Origin of the sequence: Pseudomonas sp. 2995-3 (assembly GCF_002742565.1) — a bacterium.
Lineage (GTDB): Bacteria > Pseudomonadota > Gammaproteobacteria > Pseudomonadales > Pseudomonadaceae > Aquipseudomonas > Aquipseudomonas edaphica.
The window spans coordinates 132,237-151,977 of the sequence record NZ_LJSB01000081.1; the positions used below are offsets into that span (position 1 = coordinate 132,237).

At 60.6% G+C, this 19,741-nt stretch carries 24 protein-coding genes; 14 read left to right on the forward strand and 10 right to left on the reverse strand.

The window, feature by feature from the left end; translation table 11 throughout:
• Nucleotides 1-56 precede the first annotated feature (56 nt).
• Both AOA62_RS04660 and AOA62_RS04665 read left to right on the forward strand, forming a co-directional pair.
• The gene (locus AOA62_RS04660; RefSeq protein WP_017136572.1) at nt 57-497 is read left to right on the forward strand and encodes a hypothetical protein; all 441 of its coding nucleotides are present in this window, start codon (nt 57-59) and stop codon (nt 495-497) included.
• On the forward strand, nt 494-895 hold the full coding sequence (locus AOA62_RS04665; protein ID WP_099548014.1) for an META domain-containing protein: 402 nt from the start codon (nt 494-496) through the stop codon (nt 893-895). The genes AOA62_RS04660 and AOA62_RS04665 overlap by 4 nt, the downstream gene beginning before the upstream one ends.
• A 58-nt stretch (nt 896-953) precedes the next feature.
• Here AOA62_RS04665 and AOA62_RS04670 read toward each other — a convergent pair whose 3' ends face one another.
• The gene (locus AOA62_RS04670; protein ID WP_017136574.1) at nt 954-1,415 is read right to left on the reverse strand and encodes a TlpA disulfide reductase family protein; all 462 of its coding nucleotides are present in this window, start codon (nt 1,413-1,415) and stop codon (nt 954-956) included.
• A 116-nt stretch (nt 1,416-1,531) separates the two neighbouring features.
• Between AOA62_RS04670 and arsC the strand changes: the two genes are divergently transcribed.
• Genes arsC through AOA62_RS04685 form a run of 3 tightly spaced genes read left to right on the forward strand, consistent with a single transcriptional unit; the run spans nt 1,532 to nt 2,887 of the window.
• Entirely contained in the window at nt 1,532-1,885 is a 354-nt protein-coding gene (gene arsC / locus AOA62_RS04675; RefSeq protein ID WP_099548015.1) for an arsenate reductase (glutaredoxin), read from the forward strand.
• Nucleotides 1,882-2,496 carry an NAD(P)H:quinone oxidoreductase gene (gene wrbA, locus AOA62_RS04680; RefSeq protein ID WP_017136576.1) on the forward strand — a complete coding sequence of 205 codons (615 nt, stop codon included), beginning with the start codon at nt 1,882-1,884 and terminating at the stop codon, nt 2,494-2,496. The genes arsC and wrbA overlap by 4 nt, the downstream gene beginning before the upstream one ends.
• Nucleotides 2,480-2,887, forward strand: a complete 408-nt coding sequence (locus AOA62_RS04685) for a DUF2069 domain-containing protein (protein WP_099548016.1) — start codon at nt 2,480-2,482, stop codon at nt 2,885-2,887. The genes wrbA and AOA62_RS04685 overlap by 17 nt, the downstream gene beginning before the upstream one ends.
• Nucleotides 2,888-3,011: 124 nt before the next feature.
• On the opposite strand, the gene AOA62_RS04690 is transcribed toward AOA62_RS04685, so the two are convergent.
• Nucleotides 3,012-3,683, reverse strand: a complete 672-nt coding sequence (locus tag AOA62_RS04690; RefSeq protein ID WP_099548017.1) for a DNA-3-methyladenine glycosylase I — start codon at nt 3,681-3,683, stop codon at nt 3,012-3,014.
• 67 nt (nt 3,684-3,750) lie between these two features.
• A complete protein-coding gene (gene ttcA, locus AOA62_RS04695) occupies nt 3,751-4,575 on the reverse strand; it encodes a tRNA 2-thiocytidine(32) synthetase TtcA (RefSeq protein WP_099548018.1) in 825 nt (274 codons plus the stop codon).
• A gap of 388 nt (nt 4,576-4,963) precedes the next feature.
• Here ttcA and AOA62_RS04700 point away from each other — a divergent pair, with 388 nt between their 5' ends.
• A complete protein-coding gene (locus tag AOA62_RS04700) occupies nt 4,964-5,566 on the forward strand; it encodes a Yip1 family protein (RefSeq protein ID WP_099548019.1) in 603 nt (200 codons plus the stop codon).
• A 127-nt stretch (nt 5,567-5,693) separates the two neighbouring features.
• Complete coding sequence (locus AOA62_RS04705; RefSeq protein ID WP_026013658.1) at nt 5,694-6,188, forward strand: SprT family zinc-dependent metalloprotease; 495 nt, start codon at nt 5,694-5,696, stop codon at nt 6,186-6,188.
• A 24-nt stretch (nt 6,189-6,212) separates the two neighbouring features.
• On the opposite strand, the gene AOA62_RS04710 is transcribed toward AOA62_RS04705, so the two are convergent.
• Nucleotides 6,213-7,388: a CaiB/BaiF CoA-transferase family protein gene (locus AOA62_RS04710; protein ID WP_099548020.1), complete on the reverse strand. Its 1,176-nt coding sequence runs from the start codon at nt 7,386-7,388 to the stop codon at nt 6,213-6,215.
• 157 nt (nt 7,389-7,545) lie between these two features.
• On the opposite strand from AOA62_RS04710, the gene tusD reads away from it, so the two are divergent.
• The 6 genes from tusD to AOA62_RS04740 all read left to right on the forward strand — a co-directional run bounded on the left by tusD (nt 7,546) and on the right by AOA62_RS04740 (nt 10,982).
• Nucleotides 7,546-7,938 carry a sulfurtransferase complex subunit TusD gene (tusD, locus tag AOA62_RS04715; protein WP_056861885.1) on the forward strand — a complete coding sequence of 131 codons (393 nt, stop codon included), beginning with the start codon at nt 7,546-7,548 and terminating at the stop codon, nt 7,936-7,938.
• A 1-nt stretch (nt 7,939) separates the two neighbouring features.
• The gene (tusC, locus tag AOA62_RS04720) at nt 7,940-8,290 is read left to right on the forward strand and encodes a sulfurtransferase complex subunit TusC (protein ID WP_099548021.1); all 351 of its coding nucleotides are present in this window, start codon (nt 7,940-7,942) and stop codon (nt 8,288-8,290) included.
• On the forward strand, nt 8,290-8,568 hold the full coding sequence (gene tusB, locus AOA62_RS04725; protein ID WP_065931003.1) for a sulfurtransferase complex subunit TusB: 279 nt from the start codon (nt 8,290-8,292) through the stop codon (nt 8,566-8,568). Before tusC ends, tusB begins: the two co-directional genes overlap by 1 nt.
• The gene (locus AOA62_RS04730) at nt 8,565-8,900 is read left to right on the forward strand and encodes a TusE/DsrC/DsvC family sulfur relay protein (protein ID WP_099548022.1); all 336 of its coding nucleotides are present in this window, start codon (nt 8,565-8,567) and stop codon (nt 8,898-8,900) included. The genes tusB and AOA62_RS04730 overlap by 4 nt, the downstream gene beginning before the upstream one ends.
• Nucleotides 8,897-9,898, forward strand: coding sequence for a glycosyl transferase family protein (locus tag AOA62_RS04735; RefSeq protein ID WP_099548023.1), 1,002 nt, complete (start codon nt 8,897-8,899; stop codon nt 9,896-9,898). The genes AOA62_RS04730 and AOA62_RS04735 overlap by 4 nt, the downstream gene beginning before the upstream one ends.
• 88 nt (nt 9,899-9,986) lie before the next feature.
• Complete coding sequence (locus AOA62_RS04740) at nt 9,987-10,982, forward strand: glutathione S-transferase family protein (protein ID WP_099548024.1); 996 nt, start codon at nt 9,987-9,989, stop codon at nt 10,980-10,982.
• Between the two features lie 65 nt (nt 10,983-11,047).
• On the opposite strand, the gene cysG is transcribed toward AOA62_RS04740, so the two are convergent.
• Genes cysG through AOA62_RS04770 form a run of 6 tightly spaced genes read right to left on the reverse strand, consistent with a single transcriptional unit; the run spans nt 11,048 to nt 18,547 of the window.
• Nucleotides 11,048-12,442 carry a siroheme synthase CysG gene (gene cysG / locus AOA62_RS04745; RefSeq protein ID WP_017137497.1) on the reverse strand — a complete coding sequence of 465 codons (1,395 nt, stop codon included), beginning with the start codon at nt 12,440-12,442 and terminating at the stop codon, nt 11,048-11,050.
• Nucleotides 12,443-13,723, reverse strand: coding sequence for a serine--tRNA ligase (gene serS, locus AOA62_RS04750; RefSeq protein ID WP_017137498.1), 1,281 nt, complete (start codon nt 13,721-13,723; stop codon nt 12,443-12,445). It abuts the gene before it with no gap.
• A 16-nt stretch (nt 13,724-13,739) separates the two neighbouring features.
• Nucleotides 13,740-14,114, reverse strand: a complete 375-nt coding sequence (crcB, locus tag AOA62_RS04755) for a fluoride efflux transporter CrcB (RefSeq protein WP_017137499.1) — start codon at nt 14,112-14,114, stop codon at nt 13,740-13,742.
• On the reverse strand, nt 14,114-15,436 hold the full coding sequence (locus AOA62_RS04760) for a replication-associated recombination protein A (protein ID WP_099548025.1): 1,323 nt from the start codon (nt 15,434-15,436) through the stop codon (nt 14,114-14,116). Before AOA62_RS04760 ends, crcB begins: the two co-directional genes overlap by 1 nt.
• 27 nt (nt 15,437-15,463) lie before the next feature.
• Nucleotides 15,464-16,087 (reverse strand): outer membrane lipoprotein chaperone LolA, encoded by a 624-nt coding sequence (gene lolA, locus AOA62_RS04765; protein WP_017137501.1) that lies wholly within the window; start codon nt 16,085-16,087, stop codon nt 15,464-15,466.
• 54 nt (nt 16,088-16,141) lie between these two features.
• A complete protein-coding gene (locus AOA62_RS04770) occupies nt 16,142-18,547 on the reverse strand; it encodes a DNA translocase FtsK (protein WP_069788233.1) in 2,406 nt (801 codons plus the stop codon).
• Between the two features lie 494 nt (nt 18,548-19,041).
• Here AOA62_RS04770 and aat point away from each other — a divergent pair, with 494 nt between their 5' ends.
• On the forward strand, nt 19,042-19,722 hold the full coding sequence (gene aat, locus AOA62_RS04775) for a leucyl/phenylalanyl-tRNA--protein transferase (RefSeq protein ID WP_017137503.1): 681 nt from the start codon (nt 19,042-19,044) through the stop codon (nt 19,720-19,722).
• Nucleotides 19,723-19,741 lie beyond the last annotated feature (19 nt).

A 19,741-nucleotide genomic window follows, 5' to 3' on the forward strand; every position in this document is an offset into this window, starting at 1 on the left:
CAGGCTCATGATAGGCCGGCACCCGTGATAGGATGCCGCGCCTATTTGGAGGATCCATGGCCGAACACGATTTCCGCTTCAGCTTGCTGAGCCCGCAACACACCCTGATCGAATGCCGCGCCCTGGTGCCGGGCCGTTACCAGGTCACCGGCAACGGTGGTTCGATCAAGCATGGCGACGTCTTGATCGTCACCCTGCGCGGCAGTAAAACCCTGTCGATGCGCCTGACCGTCGAAGGTGACGCGCGCTATTCCATTCGCCCGGCGGGCCAGTGGGTCGCCATGGCCCAGGGGCCGAAATTCGGCGAGCTGGAAATTCACACCTGGAAGGTCAACTGCGACAGCTGCGACAGCTTGCTGGAGTTTGAATTCGCCGTGGAAACCAAGCTGGCCAAAGAGCCGCTGCAACCGGCCGCCAATGCGCGCATCAAGGAACTGGGCTGGGCCAGCGAAGGCGACAAGCACCGCTGCCCGAAATGCCAGCAGGCTGCGCAATGAAAGGCCTGCTGCTCGCCGCCCTCGGTGTAGCCCTGACGGGCTGTGCCGGTGACGCGGTAAAGCTGCAGCAAGACCACAGCTACGTGGTGGAGTGGATTGGCGAACGGCCGTTGATGGATTACGCGCACCTGACCGTCACCCTCGGCGCCGATGGCCGCGCCTACGGCAATGGCGGCTGCAACCACTGGTTTGCGCCGTACACCGTCGAAGGCCGGACGCTCAGTTTCGGCAAGATCGGCAGCACCCGCAAACTCTGCGCCGAAGCCTTGATGGAGCAGGAGCACCGCTTCTTCCAGGCCCTGCAAGGTGTGCAGCGCTGGGATATCTCACCGATCGAGCAAACCCGGTTCTGGCCGGCTGAAGGCAAGCCGATTCGACTGTGGCTGGAAGAAGGCTGATCCAAAGTCAGACTGGATCGGCTTTTCTGTGGGAGCTGGCTTGCCTGCTCCCACAGATTTAACCACGCAGGGCTTTGAGCTTGGCCAACACGCCTTCTGCCGTCTGCTCACCCATCAGCTGTTCACGCACCTTGCCTTTGTCATCAATGATGTAAGTCACCGGCAGCGCCTCGCTGCGCGGAATATCGAAAATCTCTTCCGGGTTCTGCGCCAGCACCGTGAACTTGATCCCCAGCTTCTCGCTGGCGGCCTTGAGTTCTTCACCCTGTACGTTGTCGAAATTGACCCCGAACACGCCCACGTTCTGGCCTTTCAACTGTTCGGCCAAGGTATTCAGTTCCGGAATTTCCGTGCGGCACGGGCCACACCATTCGGCCCAGTAATTGACCACCACCCATTGTTTGTCCAGGCGTTCGGCCGCCACTTTCTTGCCATATTGGTCAACGCCGTAATCGTTACCGCAGCCGCTGAGCAGCAGGGTTGTGATGATCGCCAATGCACCGATCAGTCGCCTAGTCATGGGGAAATCCTTCGCAAAAAATGAACGTTGGCTGCGACCTATCGCCTCTTACGGTTTAAGGACGGGTCGCCGCGCAGGTAGAATACCCGCCACCTTACGCAAGATGCGACCCGCACATGACCGATCTGACGCTTTATCACAACCCGCGCTGCTCGAAATCGCGCGGTGCGCTTGAACTGCTGGAAGCCCGCGGCCTGACCCCGACCGTTGTGCGCTACCTCGAAACGCCGCTGGACGCCGCGCAACTCAAGGCCTTGCTCAGCAAACTGGGGTTCAGCGCACGCCAACTGCTGCGCACCGGCGAAGACGAATACAAAACCCTCAACCTGGCCGACGCCAGCCTCAGCGAGGCGCAGTTGATTGCCGCGATTGCCGAGCACCCGAAGCTGATGGAACGCCCGATCCTGGCAACCGCCGAAAAAGCCATCATCGGCCGCCCACCGGAAAACGTGCTGGAGTTGCTGCCGTGACCGCGCCCTATGTGCTGGTGCTGTATTACAGTCGCAATGGCTCGGTCAGCGAAATGGCTCGGCAGATTGCCCGGGGCATCGAGCAAGGCGGCCTCGAAGCCCGCCTGCGTACCGTACCGGCGATTTCCACCGAGTGCGAAGCCGTGGCGCCGAGCATCCCGGACGAAGGCGCGTTGTATGCAAGCCTGGATGATCTGAAGAATTGCTCGGGCCTGGCCCTGGGCAGCCCGACGCGCTTTGGCAACATGGCCGCGCCGCTCAAGTACTTCCTCGATGGCACCAGCAACCTGTGGCTCACCGGCGCACTCGTCGGCAAGCCAGCCGGCGTGTTCACCTCCACCGCCAGCCTGCACGGCGGCCAGGAAACCACACTGATGTCGATGCTGCTGCCGCTGCTGCACCACGGCATGCTGATCACCGGCCTGCCCTACAGCGAACAAGCCTTGCTCGACACCCAGGGCGGCGGCACGCCATATGGCGCCAGCCACCATTCCGGGCCGGACGGCAAACGCATGCTCGATCAGCACGAAATCACCCTGTGCCGGGCACTCGGCCTGCGTCTTGCCACCACCGCCACGCTGCTGGAGAACGGCCGTGGCCAGAAAGCCTAAGGTCCTGCCGCCCCAGGCGTGGCTGGAACCACGGGTCAAGGTGGCACGCGTACTGAGCCTGGTGGCTTTTTTAGGGCTGGTGGGCTTGCTGTGCGTGTATTACCTGTTCATCGCCGACCTGCACGGTGCGCGCCCATGGGTGATCCTGCTGATCGAGCTGGTGCCGCTGCTGGTGCTGGCGCCGGGCATGCTGTTAGGCAGTGCGCGCGGGCATTCGTGGATGTGCTTTGTGGTGAACCTGTATTTCATCAAGGGCGCACTGGCGGCATATGACCCGAACCGGCAGTGGTTCGGGGTGCTGGAGATGCTGGCGAGTCTGGCGGTGTTTTGTTCCGCGCTGTTGTATGTGCGGTGGCGGCATCAGTTGAATCGGCGGTTGGCGCAAGTCTGATAGGAATTTGGCGCCGGACAGTCAGTCTTCGCGAGCAAGCCCGCTCCCACATTCGACCGCATTCCAAAGTATGTACGCGGATAAATGTGGGAGCTGGCTTGCCTGCGATCGGATCAACTCAGTCTCAATGATTCACCGTGTAAGCCAGCATCATCGACAACTGACACATCGGCCGCCCACTCTCGGCGTGCCATTGGTTAAACGCACCCTGCACCGTCGCCAAATCCCGCAGGCTGGTCGGCGCCTTGTCGACGATCTTCTGTGCATTCAAGGCCGCCACCACGTCATCACTCGGTACAAACGTGTCCTTGCCGACCATGCGCAAAAAGCGCGGCGCCGACAGCCCGCCCAACTGGTGGCCGTGCTTGCTCAGGTACTTCCACAAGCTGACGATATCAGTCACCGGCCAGTCGGCGATAAACGCGCCAAAGCTGCCTTTTTCCTGCTCGATATCCAGCATCATCTGCGCATTGCGCGGCACACTCTTGAGCTTGCCCAGGTGGCGGATGATGCGCGTGTCCTGCATCAAGCGTTCCAGGTGCTCGGCGCCCATCAGCACGACTTTTTCCGGGTCAAAACCGAAGAACACCTGCTCGAACGCCGGCCATTTGGCATCCACCACGCTGTGCTTCAAGCCCGCGCGAAATACGCGCAACGCCAGGGTCGACAGGTAGCGATCATCACTGATCTTGCGCAATTGCGCCGGGGTCTTGGGTACAGGCAGGTGGGCTTCCAGTTCGGCCGCTGAACCAAAGCGGTTCAGACAATATTCGTGCAGCCACTTGTAATCGCGCATGCCCTCTCCTGGCAGTTGAATTGAAAACGGCGCCCGTAAGCGCCGTCTTTCAGAGCGTTGAAACGTCTTAGAGGTTCACCACATTGACGAAGCGCGAAGCGGCGGTTTCGTCAATTTTAAGGCTGCTGAAATCGAACAGGTTGCGGTCGGCCAGTTGCGACGGCTGCACATTCTGCAAGCTGCGGAAGATGCTTTCGGTGCGGCCTGGGGTTTTGCGCTCCCAGTCCACCAGCATGTCCTTGACCACCTGGCGCTGCAGGTTTTCCTGGGAGCCACACAGGTTGCACGGGATGATCGGGAATTGCTTGAAGTCGGAGTAGGCCTGGATGTCTTTCTCGTTGCAATACGCCAGCGGGCGGATCACCACGTTGCGCCCGTCATCGGCACGCAGCTTGGGCGGCATGGCCTTGAGCGAGCCGTTGAAGAACATATTGAGGAAGAAGGTCTCAACGATGTCATCACGGTGATGCCCCAGGGCCATCTTGGTCGCGCCGATCTCATCGGCAAAGGTGTAAAGCGTGCCACGGCGCAGGCGTGAGCACAGCGAGCAGGTGGTTTTGCCCTCGGGGATCAGCTCCTTGACCACCGAATAGGTGTCTTTTTCGACAATGTGGTACTCGACGCCCAGGTCTTTCAAGTAGGCCGGCAGCACGTGTTCGGGGAAGCCCGGTTGTTTCTGGTCCATGTTGACGGCGACGATCTCGAACTGGATCGGCGCGACCTTTTGCAGGTGCAGCAGCACGTCGAGCAGGGTGTAGCTGTCTTTGCCGCCGGAGAGGCAGACCATGACCTTGTCGCCGTCCTCGATCATGTTGAAATCGGCGACCGCTTCCCCGGCCAGGCGACGCAGGCGTTTTTGCAGTTTGTTCTGGTTGACCGTAAGAGTGCCCATGGCGCTTGGATCCGCTAGAGGTGTGTGACGAAAAGCGCAGCATTTTACGCAAAAATACTTCAATGGGCGACGCCGATCCAATGTGGGAGCTGGCTTGCCTGCGATGGCGGTGTGTCAGCAACTAATACATCACTGATCCACCGCTATCGCAGCGATGCGGCGACCCGACAAGCCAGCTCCCACAGTAGGACCAGTGGTCACTGACAGACCTCAGCGCGATTAGCGCCCATGTTTACAGCGCAATTTGCTCTAAAGCCCTACAGTTTTTCCGGTCATCACTTCCTATACTGCGACGTAAGGTCGCACAACTATCCAGGACCTTATGTGGCCATTTGGCCCGTGGGCGCTCCGATGGGGGGCGATGGTAATAACGACAGGAGTGACTGGCATGATCCATCACGTCGTGGGGCTGTTTACCCATCCCGACCAGGAATGGCGGGAAATTCGTGGCGATAAGGAAGAAAGTATCGGCCACATGTACCTCACTCACACTTTGATTCTCGCGGCGATCCCCGCCGTATCGGCCTTTATCGGCACCACCCGGGTCGGCTGGGTGATCGGCAGCCGCGCCCCGGTCATGTTGACCCAGGAAAGTGCGTTGTGGATGACCCTCATGTCCTACGCGGCGATGCTCGGTGGCGTGGCGGTGATGGGCGCATTCATCCATTGGATGGCCCGCACCTACGACGCCAGCCCCAGCATGGCGCGCTGCGTAGCGTTTGCCACCTACACCGCGACCCCGCTGTTTATCGGCGGGCTGGCGGCGCTCTATCCGCATATGTGGCTGGGCATGGTCGTGGGCACGGCGGCTATCTGTTACACGGTGTACTTGCTGTATGTGGGGCTGCCGACGTTTATGAACATCGACCCGGACGAGGGCTTTCTGTTTTCCAGCTCGGTTTTGGCCGTGGGCCTGGTGGTACTGGTGGCAATCATGGCGTTTACCGTGATCGTCTGGGGGCTGGGCGTAGGCCCGATCTACACCAACTAAGCTGATCAACCGCAGGCAAAGCCACCGCAAGGTGGCTTTGTGCGTCATGCATGACCATTCGGCGCCTGACAGATTCGGAAACACCTGCTTTTGCGGCATACTGGACGTCTCTGGAGATATGGTCAGCATGCCCGAGCAACTCAATACCCGCGTCGAAGATTGTTTCCTACAAGCCGAATCCTTTTTTAAACGAAGCTTCAAACGCCCCCAGGTCAGCCTCAAGCTGCGGGGCCAGAAGGCCGGTGTCGCGCATTTGCACGAGAACCTGCTGCGCTTCAACCCACAGTTGTACCGCGAAAACAGCCAGCACTTCCTCAAACAGACCGTGGCCCATGAGGTGGCGCATCTGATCGCCCACCAGTTGTTTGGCGAGCGCATCCAGCCCCATGGCGAGGAATGGCAATTGATCATGCGCGGGGTTTACGAACTGCCGCCGGATCGTTGCCACACTTATGAGATCAAGCGCCGCCAGGTGACCCGGTATATCTATCGCTGCCCGTGTGCCGACAGCGATTTCCCGTTTTCGGCCCAGCGGCATGGGCTGGTGAATCAGGGGCGGCGGTATTTGTGCAGGCGGTGTCGGCACACCTTGGTATTCACCGGGGAAACTCGGGTGGAGTAAGGGCCTCATCGCAGGCCCGATCAGTCACCCAACAACCTTGGCCCGCCGCAACTCGTCTATCCGCTGAGCACTGAGCCCCAACCCAGCCAGCACTTCATCACTGTGCGCCCCCACCGCCACGCCAATATGCCGAGGCTGCGGCAACCCCTCGGAAAACTTCAGCGGGCAAGCCAGTTGCGCCTGGGTCGAGCCATCACCCCGGGGCACCTGGCTGACCAGCTCGCGCGCCTTCAACTGTGGGTGCTCCAGCGCTTCACTCAGGCTCAGCACCGGTTCGACACACGCATCCACCCCGGCGAACAACTCACGCAGCTCGTCAAAGCTGCGCTTCTCAAACTCGACCTGTAACGCCAGCTTCAGGGCTTTTTGCTGCTCGGGTTTCAAGCTTTGCATGGCCAGCTCCGGCCTTCCCAACGTTTCGCACAATTGCCGCATAAACGCCGGTTCCAGGCTACCCACCGACATCCAGCGCCCATCACGCGTGCGGTAGTAATCGTAGAAGCTGCCGCCGTTGAGCACATGGCTCTCCCAATCCGGCTCGACCCCACAGGCCAGGTAGCCCGCACCGGCCATGGCATTCAGGCTGAACGAGCAATCGGTCATGCTCACATCCAGGTATTGGCCGACGCCACTGTGCTGGCGGGCAATAACGGCGGCGAGCACCCCCACCACAGCGTGCAACGACCCACCGCCGACATCCGCCAATTGCACGCCCAGCGGCAACGGCCCGCTGTCCTGGCGGCCGGTGTAACTGGCCACGCCAGCCAACGCGAGGTAGTTGATATCGTGCCCGGCGCGGTCTTTATAAGGCCCGGTTTGACCGTAGCCGGTGATCGACACATAAATCAGCCGGGGGTTGAGCGCCTTCAGCGCCTCATAACCCAGGCCCAGACGCTCCATTACCCCAGGCCGGAATTGCTCAAGGACAATGTCATAGTCCTTGACCAGCTCACGCACGATCTGCAGCGCCTCGGCCTGCTTGAGGTCCAGTGCCAGGCTGCGCTTGTTGCGATTGAGGTATGCGTGGCTCGCCGAGGTGCCCTGGTCATGGGGCGGCAGCACGCGTAACAGGTCCATACGCGTGGGCGATTCAATACGCAGCACCTCGGCACCCATGTCCGCCAGCAACAAGGACGCGAACGGGCCAGGCAGCAAGGTGGAAAAATCCAGCACTTTGAGGGACGCCAAGGGACCTGACATAAAGACTCCATTTGGGTAGCGACTGCCCACAGCCTAGGCAGCCTTGCGCCTGGCGGCAATCGTCAGAACGATCAGCGACAGTGACCGTTTTGATCACGGCGGGCTTTTTCGCGGCGGCGGCTTTATCATTGGCTCAGGTTTGCTTGCAGAGTGTTCCATGAAGTTTGCGATTGCAGTATTTTCCGCCGCCCATGCGCCCTCCTCGCGCCGCGCCTTGCTATTCGCCCAGGCAGCGCTTGCCGGTGGGCATGAGATTGTGCGGCTGTTTTTTTATCAGGACGGCGTGTACAGCGCTGCCAATAACATCGTTGCGCCCCAGGATGAGCAAGACATTGCCCGCAAGTGGCGTGAGTTTGTCAGCCAGCATCAGCTCGACGGCGTGGTGTGCATCGCCGCCGCCTTGCGCCGTGGCGTACTCAATACTGAGGAAGCCACGCGTTATCAACGCAGCGCGGTGAACCTCGACGCGCCGTGGGCGTTGTCGGGCCTGGGGCAATTGCATGACGCCATCCAGGCTGCCGACCGCCTGATCTGTTTTGGAGGGCCGTGAGATGGCCAAGTCTTTATTGGTGATCAGCCGCCAGGCACCGTGGTCCGGGCCAAGTGCGCGCGAGGCGCTGGATATCGTATTGGCCGGTGGCGCTTTTGACCTGCCGATCGGCCTGCTGTTTATGGACGATGGCGTGTTCCAGCTGGCAACTCATCAGGATGCCAAGGCCGTGCAGCAAAAAGACCTCAGCGCCAACCTGCAGGCGTTGGGCCTGTTCGGCATTGATGAGGTGTTTGCTTGCAGCCACAGCCTTGCCGAACGCAGCCTCGCAACACCTGCCAGCGCGCAGGCGCTGGACAGCGCCGCGATCGCCGAATTGATTGACCGTTATGACCAGGTGATGACCCTCTGATGTCGACTTTGCACGTGGTATCTCACTCCCCGTTTACCGATAGCCGCCTGGCCAGTTGCCTGCGCGTGTGCGGCGCCGAGGACGCTATCCTGCTGTGTGGCGATGGCGCCTACGGCCTGCACAACGCAGCCCTGCAAACCCGGGGCGTGAAGGTCTTTGTCCTGGCCGAAGACATGCAGGCACGCAACCTGCCCCTGCCGGACTGGGCCGACAGCGTCGACTACCCAGGTTTTGTGCAGCTGTCGATCGACTACGACAAGGTCAACACCTGGTTATGAACACCCTGACCGTAGGCGAACGCACGCTGGAACTGGACAAGGACGGCTACCTCGTCAACCTGGATGACTGGTCCATCGACGTGGCCAATGCCCTGGCCGCCGCTGAACCCCTGGAATTGACCGCCGAACATTGGGAAATCCTCGAACTGCTGCGCGGGTTTTACGCAGAATTTCAGCTGTCCCCGGCCACACGCCCGCTGATCAAGTACACCGCTTTAAAGCTCGGCACGGACAAGGGCAACAGCCTGCACCTCAACAAACTCTTCAATGGCACCCCCGCCAAACTTGCCGCCAAGCTGGCGGGCCTGCCCAGGCCGACGAATTGCTTATGACCGACTTTGCCCCTCTGACCCTTGAAACCCCCGCCGAGCACCCGTTTGCGCAGTTCGTGCGCATCCTGGGCAAAGGCAAGCGCGGCGCGCGCAACCTCACCCGTGAGGAAGCCCGCGAAGCCATGGGCATGTTGCTCGACGAAAAAGTCGAAGACACCCAGCTCGGCGCCTTCCTGATGCTGCTGCGCCATAAGGAAGAAAGCCCGGAAGAGCTCGCCGGTTTCACCGAAGCCGTGCGCGAGCGCCTGAATGCGCCAGCGCTGAATGTGGATGTCGATTGGCCGACCTACGCCGGTAAAAAACGCCATCTGCCGTGGTATCTGTTGGCGGCCAAGTGCCTGGCGCAAAACGGGGTGCGCATTCTGATGCACGGCGGTGGTGCCCATACGGCGGGCCGCTTGTACACCGAGCAATTGTTGCAAGGCCTGCAAATCCCGCTGTGTCGCAATTGGCAACAGGTCGAGACGGCGTTCGAGCAAGGCAACCTGGCGTTTATCCCGCTGGGTGACTGGGCGCCACAACTGCAACGCATGATCGATTTGCGTAACACCTTGGGCCTGCGCTCACCGATTCACTCCCTGGCGCGCCTGCTCAACCCGCTGAATGCACGTTGCGGCCTGCAAAGTATTTTCCACCCCGGTTACCAGGGCGTACACCGCGATGCCAGCGGCCTGCTGGGCGATAATGTGATTGTGGTGAAGGGTGATGGCGGCGAAGTCGAGATCAACCCGGACACCCTCAGCCATTTGTATGGCACCACCGGCGGCCAGAGCTGGGACGAAGAGTGGCCCGCCCTCTCCGCCCAGCGGCACGTCAAACCGGCCAGCCTGGAACCCGAGCATTTAAAAGCCTTGTGGCGCGGTGATGTCGAGGACAGTTACCCGCAACTCGCGCTGATCGCAACCATGGCCCTGGCCCTGCGCGGCCTCGGCCACGCTCGGGAACAGGCGTTCGAATTGGCCCAGCAATACTGGGATGCGCGGGACAAATCGATTTAATCGATGATTCCCGCCCGGTCTTTGCGCTTTTAGTTCGAACTCATCCCTTTAGACTGGGCTCCAACGCTTATTAGCCAAGGAGCCAGTCATGGGTTTGCTGATCGAAGGACACTGGAAAGACCAGTGGTACGAAAGTAGCGCAGACGGCGCGTTCCAGCGCGAGCAGGCGCAACGGCGCAATTGGGTGACCGCCGATGGCGAGCCCGGCCCCAGCGGCGACGGCGGTTTCAAAGCCGAGGCTGATCGCTATCACCTGTATGTTTCCCTGGCCTGCCCGTGGGCCCATCGCACGCTGATCATGCGCAAACTCAAGGGTTTGGAAAGCTTGATCGACGTGTCTGTGGTCAGTTGGCTGATGTTGGAAAATGGGTGGACCTTCGACAAGGCTCACGGCTCGACGGGCGATAAGCTCGACGGCTTCGACTTCATGCACCAGCGCTACACCGCAGACACCGCCGATTACACCGGGCGTGTCACCGTGCCAATGCTGTGGGATAAGAAGCTCAAGCGCATCGTCAGCAATGAATCAGCGGAGATCATCCGCATGTTCAACAGCGCGTTTAACCGGTTGACCGGCAATACTCTGGATTTCTACCCCGAAGCCCTGCGTTCGACGATCGATACGTTGAACGAGCGCATCTACCCCGCGGTGAACAATGGCGTATACCGCGCAGGGTTTGCCACTTCGCAGCAGGCGTATGAAAGCGCATTTGATGATGTGTTTACCGAGCTGGACTGCCTGGAACAGCACTTGGCTGAGCAGCGCTACCTGGCCGGTGAATACCTGACCGAAGCCGATGTGCGGCTGTTCACCACGCTGATTCGCTTTGATGCGGTGTATTACAGCCACTTCAAATGCAACCTGCGGCGGATTGCCGATTATCCGAACTTGTCGAACTGGCTAAGGGAGCTGTATCAATGGCCAGGCGTGGCCGAGACGGTGGATTTTGCGCATATCAAGGGGCATTACTATGCGAGCCATCGGACCATCAACCCGACCGGGATTGTGCCGAAGGGGCCGTTGCAGAGGTTTGATGCCGAGCATGATCGGGTGCGGTTGAGCGGTAAAGGTGTCTGGAACTGAAAACACCTTGTGGCGAGGGAGCTTGCTCCCTCGCCACATTAAGATCACTCACCACAGCGGCGATGTCAGACCTGGGATTGCGCGCCTTCAAACCACTTGAGTTTCTCGCGCAACACCACCACCTCACCGACGATCACCAGTGTCGGCGCATGCACTTCATGCTCCGCCACCATGCGCGGCAAATCCGCCAGGGTGCCGGTAAACACGCGCTGGTTGGACGTGGTGCCCTGCTGGATCAACGCCGCCGGGGTATCTGCCGCGCGCCCGTGCTTGATCAGTTGCTCACAGATGATCGGCAAGCCGATCAGGCCCATGTAGAACACCAACGTTTGCGACGGCCCCACCAGGTCATGCCAGGGCAGGTCCGAGGTCCCGTTCTTTAAATGCCCGGTGATAAAGCGCACCGACTGCGCATAGTCACGGTGCGTCAGCGGAATCCCCGCATACGCCGCGCAACCGCTGGCTGCCGTGATCCCCGGCACCACCTGGAACGGGATGCCATGGGCCGCCAGTTCTTCGATCTCTTCGCCGCCACGGCCGAAGATGAACGGATCGCCACCTTTGAGTCGCAGCACACGCTTGCCCTGCTTGGCCAGGTCCACCAGTTGCTGGTTGATCTGGTCCTGCGGCACGGCATGGTCGGCGCGACGCTTGCCGACGTAGATACGCTCGGCGTCACGTCGGCACAGCTCAAGAATCGCCGGCGCTACCAGGCGGTCATACAGCACCACGTCGGCTTGCTGCATCAGGCGCAAGGCGCGGAAGGTCAGCAGGTCCGGATCACCTGGGCCTGCACCGACCAAATAGACTTCGCCCGGCGCGTACGGCGGCGCGCCGTTGACCTTTTCGATCAACAGACGCTCAGCTTCGTCGCCCTGCCCGGCCAATTGACGGTCGGCGATCGGGCCTTGGAAAACCTCCTCCCAAAAGGCCCGACGCTGCTGCACATCCGGGTACAAACCTTTGACCTGGGCGCGAAAACGCGCCGCCAAACCGGCCAACTGGCCATAAGTCGACGGAATCCAGGTTTCCAGCTTGGCGCGGATCAAGCGCGCCAGCACCGGCGCATCGCCGCCGCTGGACACCGCAATCACCAAGGGTGAACGGTCGACAATCGCCGGGAAGATCACGCTGCACAGGGCTGGCGCGTCCACCACATTGACCGGTACGCACCGGCGCTTGGCATCGCTGGACACTTGCGCGTTCAGCGGCTCGTCGTCCGTGGCCGCGATAATCAGAACGCAGCCGTCAAGGTCGGCCTCCTGATAACCGCGCAGAATCAGGTCCCCGCCACTGCCCAGCACCAGTTCTCGCAACTGGTCTTCGATCTGGGGAGCAACCACCCGCAGCAACGCACCGGCGTCGGCCAGCAGCCGGGATTTGCGCAAGGCAATCTCCCCGCCACCGACGACCAACACACGACTGCCGCGCAGGTTATGAAACAGCGGCAGAAATTCCATTTAGCCGATGACCTCAACGCCGCCCATGTACGGCTTGAGCACTTCCGGCACGCGGATGGAACCGTCGGCCTGCTGGTAGTTTTCCAGCACGGCCACCAGGGTACGGCCTACGGCCAGGCCCGAACCGTTGAGGGTGTGTACCAGTTCCGGCTTGCCGGTTTCCGGGTTGCGGAAACGCGCCTGCATGCGACGGGCCTGGAAATCACCGCAGTTGGAGCACGACGAAATTTCGCGGTACTTGTCCTGGCTCGGCACCCACACTTCGAGGTCGTAGGTTTTTACAGCGCTGAAACCCATGTCGCCGGTGCACAGCGCCAGTACGCGGTAAGGCAGCTCCAGCAGTTGCAGGACGCGCTCGGCGTTGGCGGTCAGGCCTTCCAGGGCTTCCATGGAGGTCGACGGTTCAACAACCTGCACCATTTCAACTTTGTCGAACTGGTGCTGGCGGATCATGCCGCGCGTGTCACGCCCCGAAGCGCCGGCTTCGCTACGGAAACACGGGCTGTGGGCCACGAACTTGATCGGCAGCTGCTTGGCGTCGAGGATTTCGCCGGCGACGATGTTGGTCAGCGACACTTCGGCGGTCGGGATCAGGTACAGGTCGGCTTCGCCGTCGCGGCTGATCTTGAACAGATCCTCCTCGAACTTAGGCAATTGGCTGGTGCCCATCAGCGCCGGCGCCTGCACCAGATACGGCGTGTAGGCTTCTTCGTAGCCGTGTTCAGCGGTGTGCAGGTTGATCATGAACTGCGCCAGGGCACGGTGCATGCGCGCGATCGGGCCGCGCAGCAGAGCAAAGCGTGCGCCGGACATTTTGGCGGCCGTTTCGAAATCCAGGCCGCCGGTCAGTTCGCCCAACGCAACGTGATCCTTGATCTCGAAATCAAAGGCTTTTGGCGTGCCCCAACGGCGCACTTCGACGTTGCCGTCTTCGTCTTCACCAATGGGCACGGATTCGTGCGGAATATTCGGGATGCCCAGCAGGATCGAATCCAGCTCGGTCTGAATGCCTTCCAGCTCGACTTTGCCGTCGGACAGCTCGGTGCCCATGCGCTCGACGTCCGCCATCAACGGCGCGATGTCTTCGCCACGCTGCTTGGCCTGACCAATGGATTTGGAACGCGCATTACGCTCAGCCTGCAGCGCTTCGGTGCGGGTCTGGACGGTCTTGCGCTGTTCTTCCAGCGCTTCGATGCGCGCAACATCCAAGGCAAAGCCACGGGATGCCAGGCGGTCCGCTACGTCCTGAAGGTTGCTACGTAACAGTTTGGAATCGAGCATGTCGGTCTCTCGTTTATCAAAGTTTGGTCAAGGACAGGCCAGCCCAGGTGGCGAGCAGCCCGCCGAACACGCTGATGCCCAGGTAACCGAAAGCTACCAAAGCTTGCCCGCTTTCCAGCAGGCGCACCGTATCCAGTGAAAAGGATGAAAAGGTCGTAAGACCGCCTACAAAACCGACAATCAAGCCGGCGCGAACCTCAATCGGCACTTCGGGGCGCAACAGGAACCAGCCGTACAACAGGCCGATAATCAGGCAACCCACCAGGTTGACCGCCAGAGTGGCCGCATAAAAATGCTTCGGCCAATTGGCGCTGACCCAAGTGCCAGTGGCGAAACGCAATAATGTACCAGCGATGCCCGCGGCGGACACGGCAAGAATGGTCTTGAGCACTACTTTCTCCGCTGTTTTGGGCTGAGACGGTCGAGTTGGGCCAGGTGATTGAGCTTTTCACCGATTTTCAGCTCCAGGCCACGCGGCACCGGCTGATACAGCGGCAAGGGCTCAAGCTCATCGGGGAAGTAGTCTTCGCCGGCCGCGTAGGCGTCCGGCTCATCGTGGGCATAGCGGTATTCGTCGCCATAACCCAACTGTTTCATAAGCTTGGTCGGCGCATTGCGCAGGTGCATCGGCACCTCAAGAGAGCCGTATTCGGCAGCGGCGCGCAGGGCGGATTTGAAGCCCATGTACACCGCGTTGCTTTTTGGCGCGCAGGCCAGGTAGGTGATGGCCTGGGCCACGGCCAACTCGCCTTCCGGGCTACCCAGGCGCTCCTGCACATCCCAGGCGGCCAGGCACAGGCTCAAGGCGCGCGGGTCGGCGTTGCCGATGTCTTCGCTGGCCATGCGCACCACGCGGCGCGCCAGGTACAGCGGGTCGCAGCCGCCGTCGATCATGCGTGCAAACCAGTACAACGCGCCGTCGGGGTTGGAGCCACGCACAGACTTGTGCAGTGCCGAGATCTGATCGTAAAAGGCTTCGCCGCCCTTGTCGAAACGGCGGCGCGTGTCGCCGAGCAGGCTTTGCAACAGGTCGACGCCAATCTCACTGCCGTCTTCGGCCAAATCCGAGGCATTCTCCAGCAGGTTCAGAAAGCGGCGACCATCGCCATCGGCGGCGGCCAGCAGAATTTTGAAGCCTTCTTCGCTGACACTCAGCTGGCGCTTGCCCAAGCCCTTGTCTTCGCTCAGAGCCCGATGCAGCAGCTTTTGCATCGCCGCTTCGTCCAGGCTCTTGAGCACATAGACACGCGCTCGCGAGAGCAAGGCATTGTTGAGTTCAAACGAAGGGTTTTCGGTGGTAGCGCCAATAAAGATTAACGTACCGTCTTCGACATACGGCAAAAACGCGTCTTGCTGCGACTTATTGAAACGATGCACTTCGTCGACAAACAGGATGGTGCGCTTGCCGTATTGCCCAGCCTGTTGCTTGGCAACTTCTACCGCCTGGCGAATCTCTTTGACCCCGGCCAGTACCGCCGAAACCGTTTCGAAATGTGCATCCGAGACTTTCGCCAGCAGCCGCGCCAGGGTGGTTTTACCCACGCCCGGCGGCCCCCAGAAAATCATCGAGTGCAGCGCACCCTGCTCCAGGGCTTCACGCAAAGGCTTGCCGCGAGCGAGCAGGTGTTCCTGCCCGACGTACTCATCCAGGTTGGTCGAGCGCAAACGCGCCGCCAGAGGCTGAGCAATCGGGTCACTTCGAAACAAATCCATGGGCAGCGTTTGAAACCTCTAGACAGGTTATTCCTGGATCACGTCGGCACCCTTGGGGATGACGAACTTGAACTTGGATGCGTCCACTGGCTGGTTAGCCTTGACGCCGGAGAACAGGATATCGGTCCGCTGGCCCACGCTGTCGATCAGGCGCATGTTGTTGATCACGCCATTGCCGAACGACAGGTTCAGGCTGTCAAACAGCGTGTCCTTGGATTTAGGCTTGAGGGTGAACTCGATCACGTTGCTGGTTTGCTTGGAGGTGATATCGAAGCTGTCGTTGATCTTTGATACATCGCCCGACAGCAGCAGCGCCGGCGTCTGGTTCAAACGAGGGTCGAGCTTCTTGATGGTCGCCTGCTCCAGGTCCGGGTCCCACAGGGTGACCTTCTGGCCATCGGAAACAATCGTCTGCTCGGCCTTGCCTTCGGTGTGCCAGTAGAACAGACCAGGACGCTGTACGGCCATTTCGCCTTCGGTTTGCTGCAACTGGGTGCCGCCGGCATCCAGGGTCAACTGGGAGAAGCGTGCGGTCAGGGTCTTGGACTTGTCCAGCAGGTTAGTCAGGCTGGCCACCGAGGCCGGATCAGCGTGGGCCGAAACAGCAGTCAGGGCCAGTGCAGGCAACAACAGCATGCGGATAAAGCGCATGGGAATCCTCATTGAGTCGTCAGGGCGCGCTGCGTGTTGTCACGCAGCACGGAATCAGTCGCGCATCTGCCCGGGAGCGATGACTTCACGCGAACCGTTGGTGTTCATGGCGGTTACGACGCCAGCGTTTTCCATGGATTCGATCATGCGGGCGGCGCGGTTGTAACCGATTTTGAGCTTGCGCTGCACCGCAGAGATCGAGGCGCGACGGCTTTCGAGTACGAATGCCACGGCTTCGTCGTAGAGCGCGTCGGTTTCGGCATCGTCATCACCGCTGCTACCGCCGTCGAAGCCGCTGCCGGCCTCTTCGACGCCTGCGAGGATGTCGTCGTTGTATTCCGGCGCGCCGCGCAGCTTCCAGGCTTCCACCACGCGGTGAACTTCATCATCGGAGACGAAGGCGCCGTGAACCCGGATTGGCAGGCTGGTGCCCGGAGGCATATAGAGCATGTCACCGTGACCCAGCAGTTGTTCGGCGCCGCCCTGGTCGATGATAGTGCGCGAGTCGATCTTGCTGGAAACCTGGAACGCCATCCGCGTTGGAATGTTGGCCTTGATCAAGCCGGTGATCACATCCACCGACGGCCGCTGGGTGGCGAGGATCAAGTGAATACCGGCCGCACGGGCCTTTTGGGCGATACGCGCGATCAGTTCTTCCACCTTCTTGCCGACGATCATCATCATGTCGGCAAATTCATCGACCACCACCACGATGGTCGGCAGCTTGGTCAGCAGCGGCGCTTCGTCGTGAATGCTTTCGCGCTTGTACAGTGGGTCGGTCAGCGGTGTACCGGCGTCCTGGGCTTCCTTGACCTTGGCATTGAAGCCCGACAGGTTACGCACGCCCATCTTCGCCATCAGCTTGTAGCGACGCTCCATCTCGGCGACGCTCCAGCGCAAGGCGTTGGCGGCGTCCTTCATATCGGTCACCACCGGGCACAGCAGGTGCGGGATGCCTTCGTAGATCGACAATTCGAGCATCTTCGGGTCGATCATGATCAGCTTGGCGTCATCCGGGCCGGACTTGAACAGGATCGACAGAATCATCGCGTTCACGCCCACCGACTTACCGGAACCGGTAGTACCGGCCACCAGCAAGTGCGGCATTTTTGCCAGGTCGGTGATCACCGGCTTGCCGCCGATGTCGTGGCCGAGGGCCAAGGTGACCGGTGACTTGAAGTTGTCGTATTCCGGCGTCGACAGCACCTCGGAGAACCGCACGATCTGACGGTCTTCGTTGGGAATCTCGATGCCGACGGTGGTCTTGCCGGGGATCACTTCCACCACACGCACACTGGTCACGGCCAGGGAACGGGCCAAGTCTTTGGCCAGGTTGGAGATACGGCTGACCTTGACGCCGGCTGCCGGCTGGATTTCGTAACGGGTAATCACCGGGCCTGGGTGGATCGAATCTACCGAGACTTCGACGCCGAATTCCTTGAGCTTGATTTCCAGCAGGTGGCCGACGGCCGCCAGGGATTCCGGAGAATAATTGAGTTGTTTCTTTTCGGCCGGGTCGAGAATCGAGATCGGCGGCAAGGTGCCCTCTACGGCGCTGTCGACGAACAACGGCGCCTGCTTCTCTTTCTGCACACGATGGCTCGGCTCCGGCGCTTTGGGCGGTGCCGGGGCAATCACCGGCGGCACCTGCTTCTCGCGGTCCGACATGTGCTTGCTCAGGGCTTGCTCGCGCTCGATAAGGCGTTCCTTGACCTTGGCTTGCTCGCGGCGGTCCGGCGTACTCGGGGCCACCACTTCGTTAACGCGGGTGTCCACCTCACGCAGTTGCGCGACCATGCGTTTGCGATCGACCCGGGCCGACCACCAGCGGTTGGCGGCGCCCTGGAACAATTCGAGCAGGTCCAGGGTGATCTTGCCGGTCACGTCCATCACCTTGAACCACGACAGGTCGGTGAACACAGTGAGGCCGAACAGGAACAGCGCGATAAACATCAAGGTGCTGCCCTGGATATTCAGGGTCTTGCGCGCCAGGTCGCCGAGGCTTTCGCCCAACGCCCCGCCCGCGCCCGCCGGCAAGCCGGTAGGTGCATGAAAATGAATGTGCGCCAGCGCCGCGCCGGACAACACCAGGAACACCAGGCCGATCAGGCGCCAGGAGAACAGCCAGCCGCTCCACTGCCACGGTTCGTGACGCTGGCGGAAGATCTGCCAGGTCTTGATCGCCAGCAACAGTGGGAAGATATACGCGAAGTAGCCGAGCACCATAAACAGGATATCGGCGCTGTAGGAACCGGCGGGGCCGCCGAAGTTCTGCACGTCTTCGATCTTGCTGTTGTGGCTCCAGCCCGGATCGTCCTTGCCATAGGTAAGCAAGGCCATCATCAGGAACAGGCACAGGGCGCCGATAGCGATCAGCGCGCCTTCCTTGAGTCGGTAATGCAGGTGCTGGCGCCAGGCCGGCACGACTGCTGCTTTAGGTGTTGCGGCGGATTTCTTCAAAACGGGTCTATTCCTGCGCCTTTAGCGCGTCCATCTGTTGAATGACTGCACACTGCTCAATCCGAGCAGCTGAAAAATGAACGAATGTCGCTGAAACTACTTTTAACATTGGGTGATGAACAGGTGAAAGGGCGAAAACGCCACAATGCCCGCATTGTACGGGTTTGCGTCGACGATGCCACGTACTTGCCCTCACCCGACGGCCTGCACAGATGATGTGTCATAGCCTGTTCAATTTGATCACGCATTGTCTTTGCTGACAAAGGCTTATGCGCTGTTTTTATCAAAGCAGGCAAGCTTGGCAATTGGCCTGCATGGCCCAGACCCGATTACGACCGCGCCCAAAGGGTAGAGTTGCAGAAACACCTATTAACGCTATTGCGCGCGGATGCCCGATTCGGGCTGGCCCCACAGCGCCATGTCGACAATAATTATCCCACATGCGGCAGGCGTCATACCTGCCACTCCCCTCCCCTACCGTAAGCCTGGATACCATGCTGACCTGGTTGCAACGCGATTCCCTGACTTTCCCGCCGCTGGCCAAAGCCATGCGTGAACCCAATGGCTTGCTGGCCGCCGGTGGCGACCTGTCGGCCGAGCGACTGATCCAGGCCTACCGCCATGGCTGTTTCCCGTGGTTCTCCGACGGCCAGCCGATCCTCTGGTGGTCTCCAGACCCGCGCACGGTGATATTCCCCGACGAGCTGCACGTGTCACGCAGCCTCGGCAAACTGTTGCGTCAGCAGCGCTACAGCGTGACCTTTGATCAGGACTTCGCCGCCGTCATCCAGGCCTGCGCCGCGCCCCGCGCTTATGCAGACGGCACCTGGATCACCGAAGGTATCCAAAGCGCCTACCTGGAGCTGCACCGGCGCGGCTACGCGCATTCCGTCGAAGTATGGGATGAAGGCAAGCTGGTCGGCGGCCTGTATGGCCTGGCAATGGGCCAGTTATTTTTTGGCGAATCGATGTTCAGCCGCGCCGACAATGCCTCCAAGTTCGGCTTTGCCACGCTGACCCGCCAGTTGCAGGCCTGGGGTTTTGTACTGATCGACTGCCAGATGCCCAATGATCACCTGCACAGCCTCGGCGCCCGCGCCATACCGCGCAGTGAATTTGCCGGCTTCCTGCGTAACCATTTAGACCAGCCCAGCTCTGGCCCGTGGGTTTCCTAGGCGACTTCCTCGTACCTGG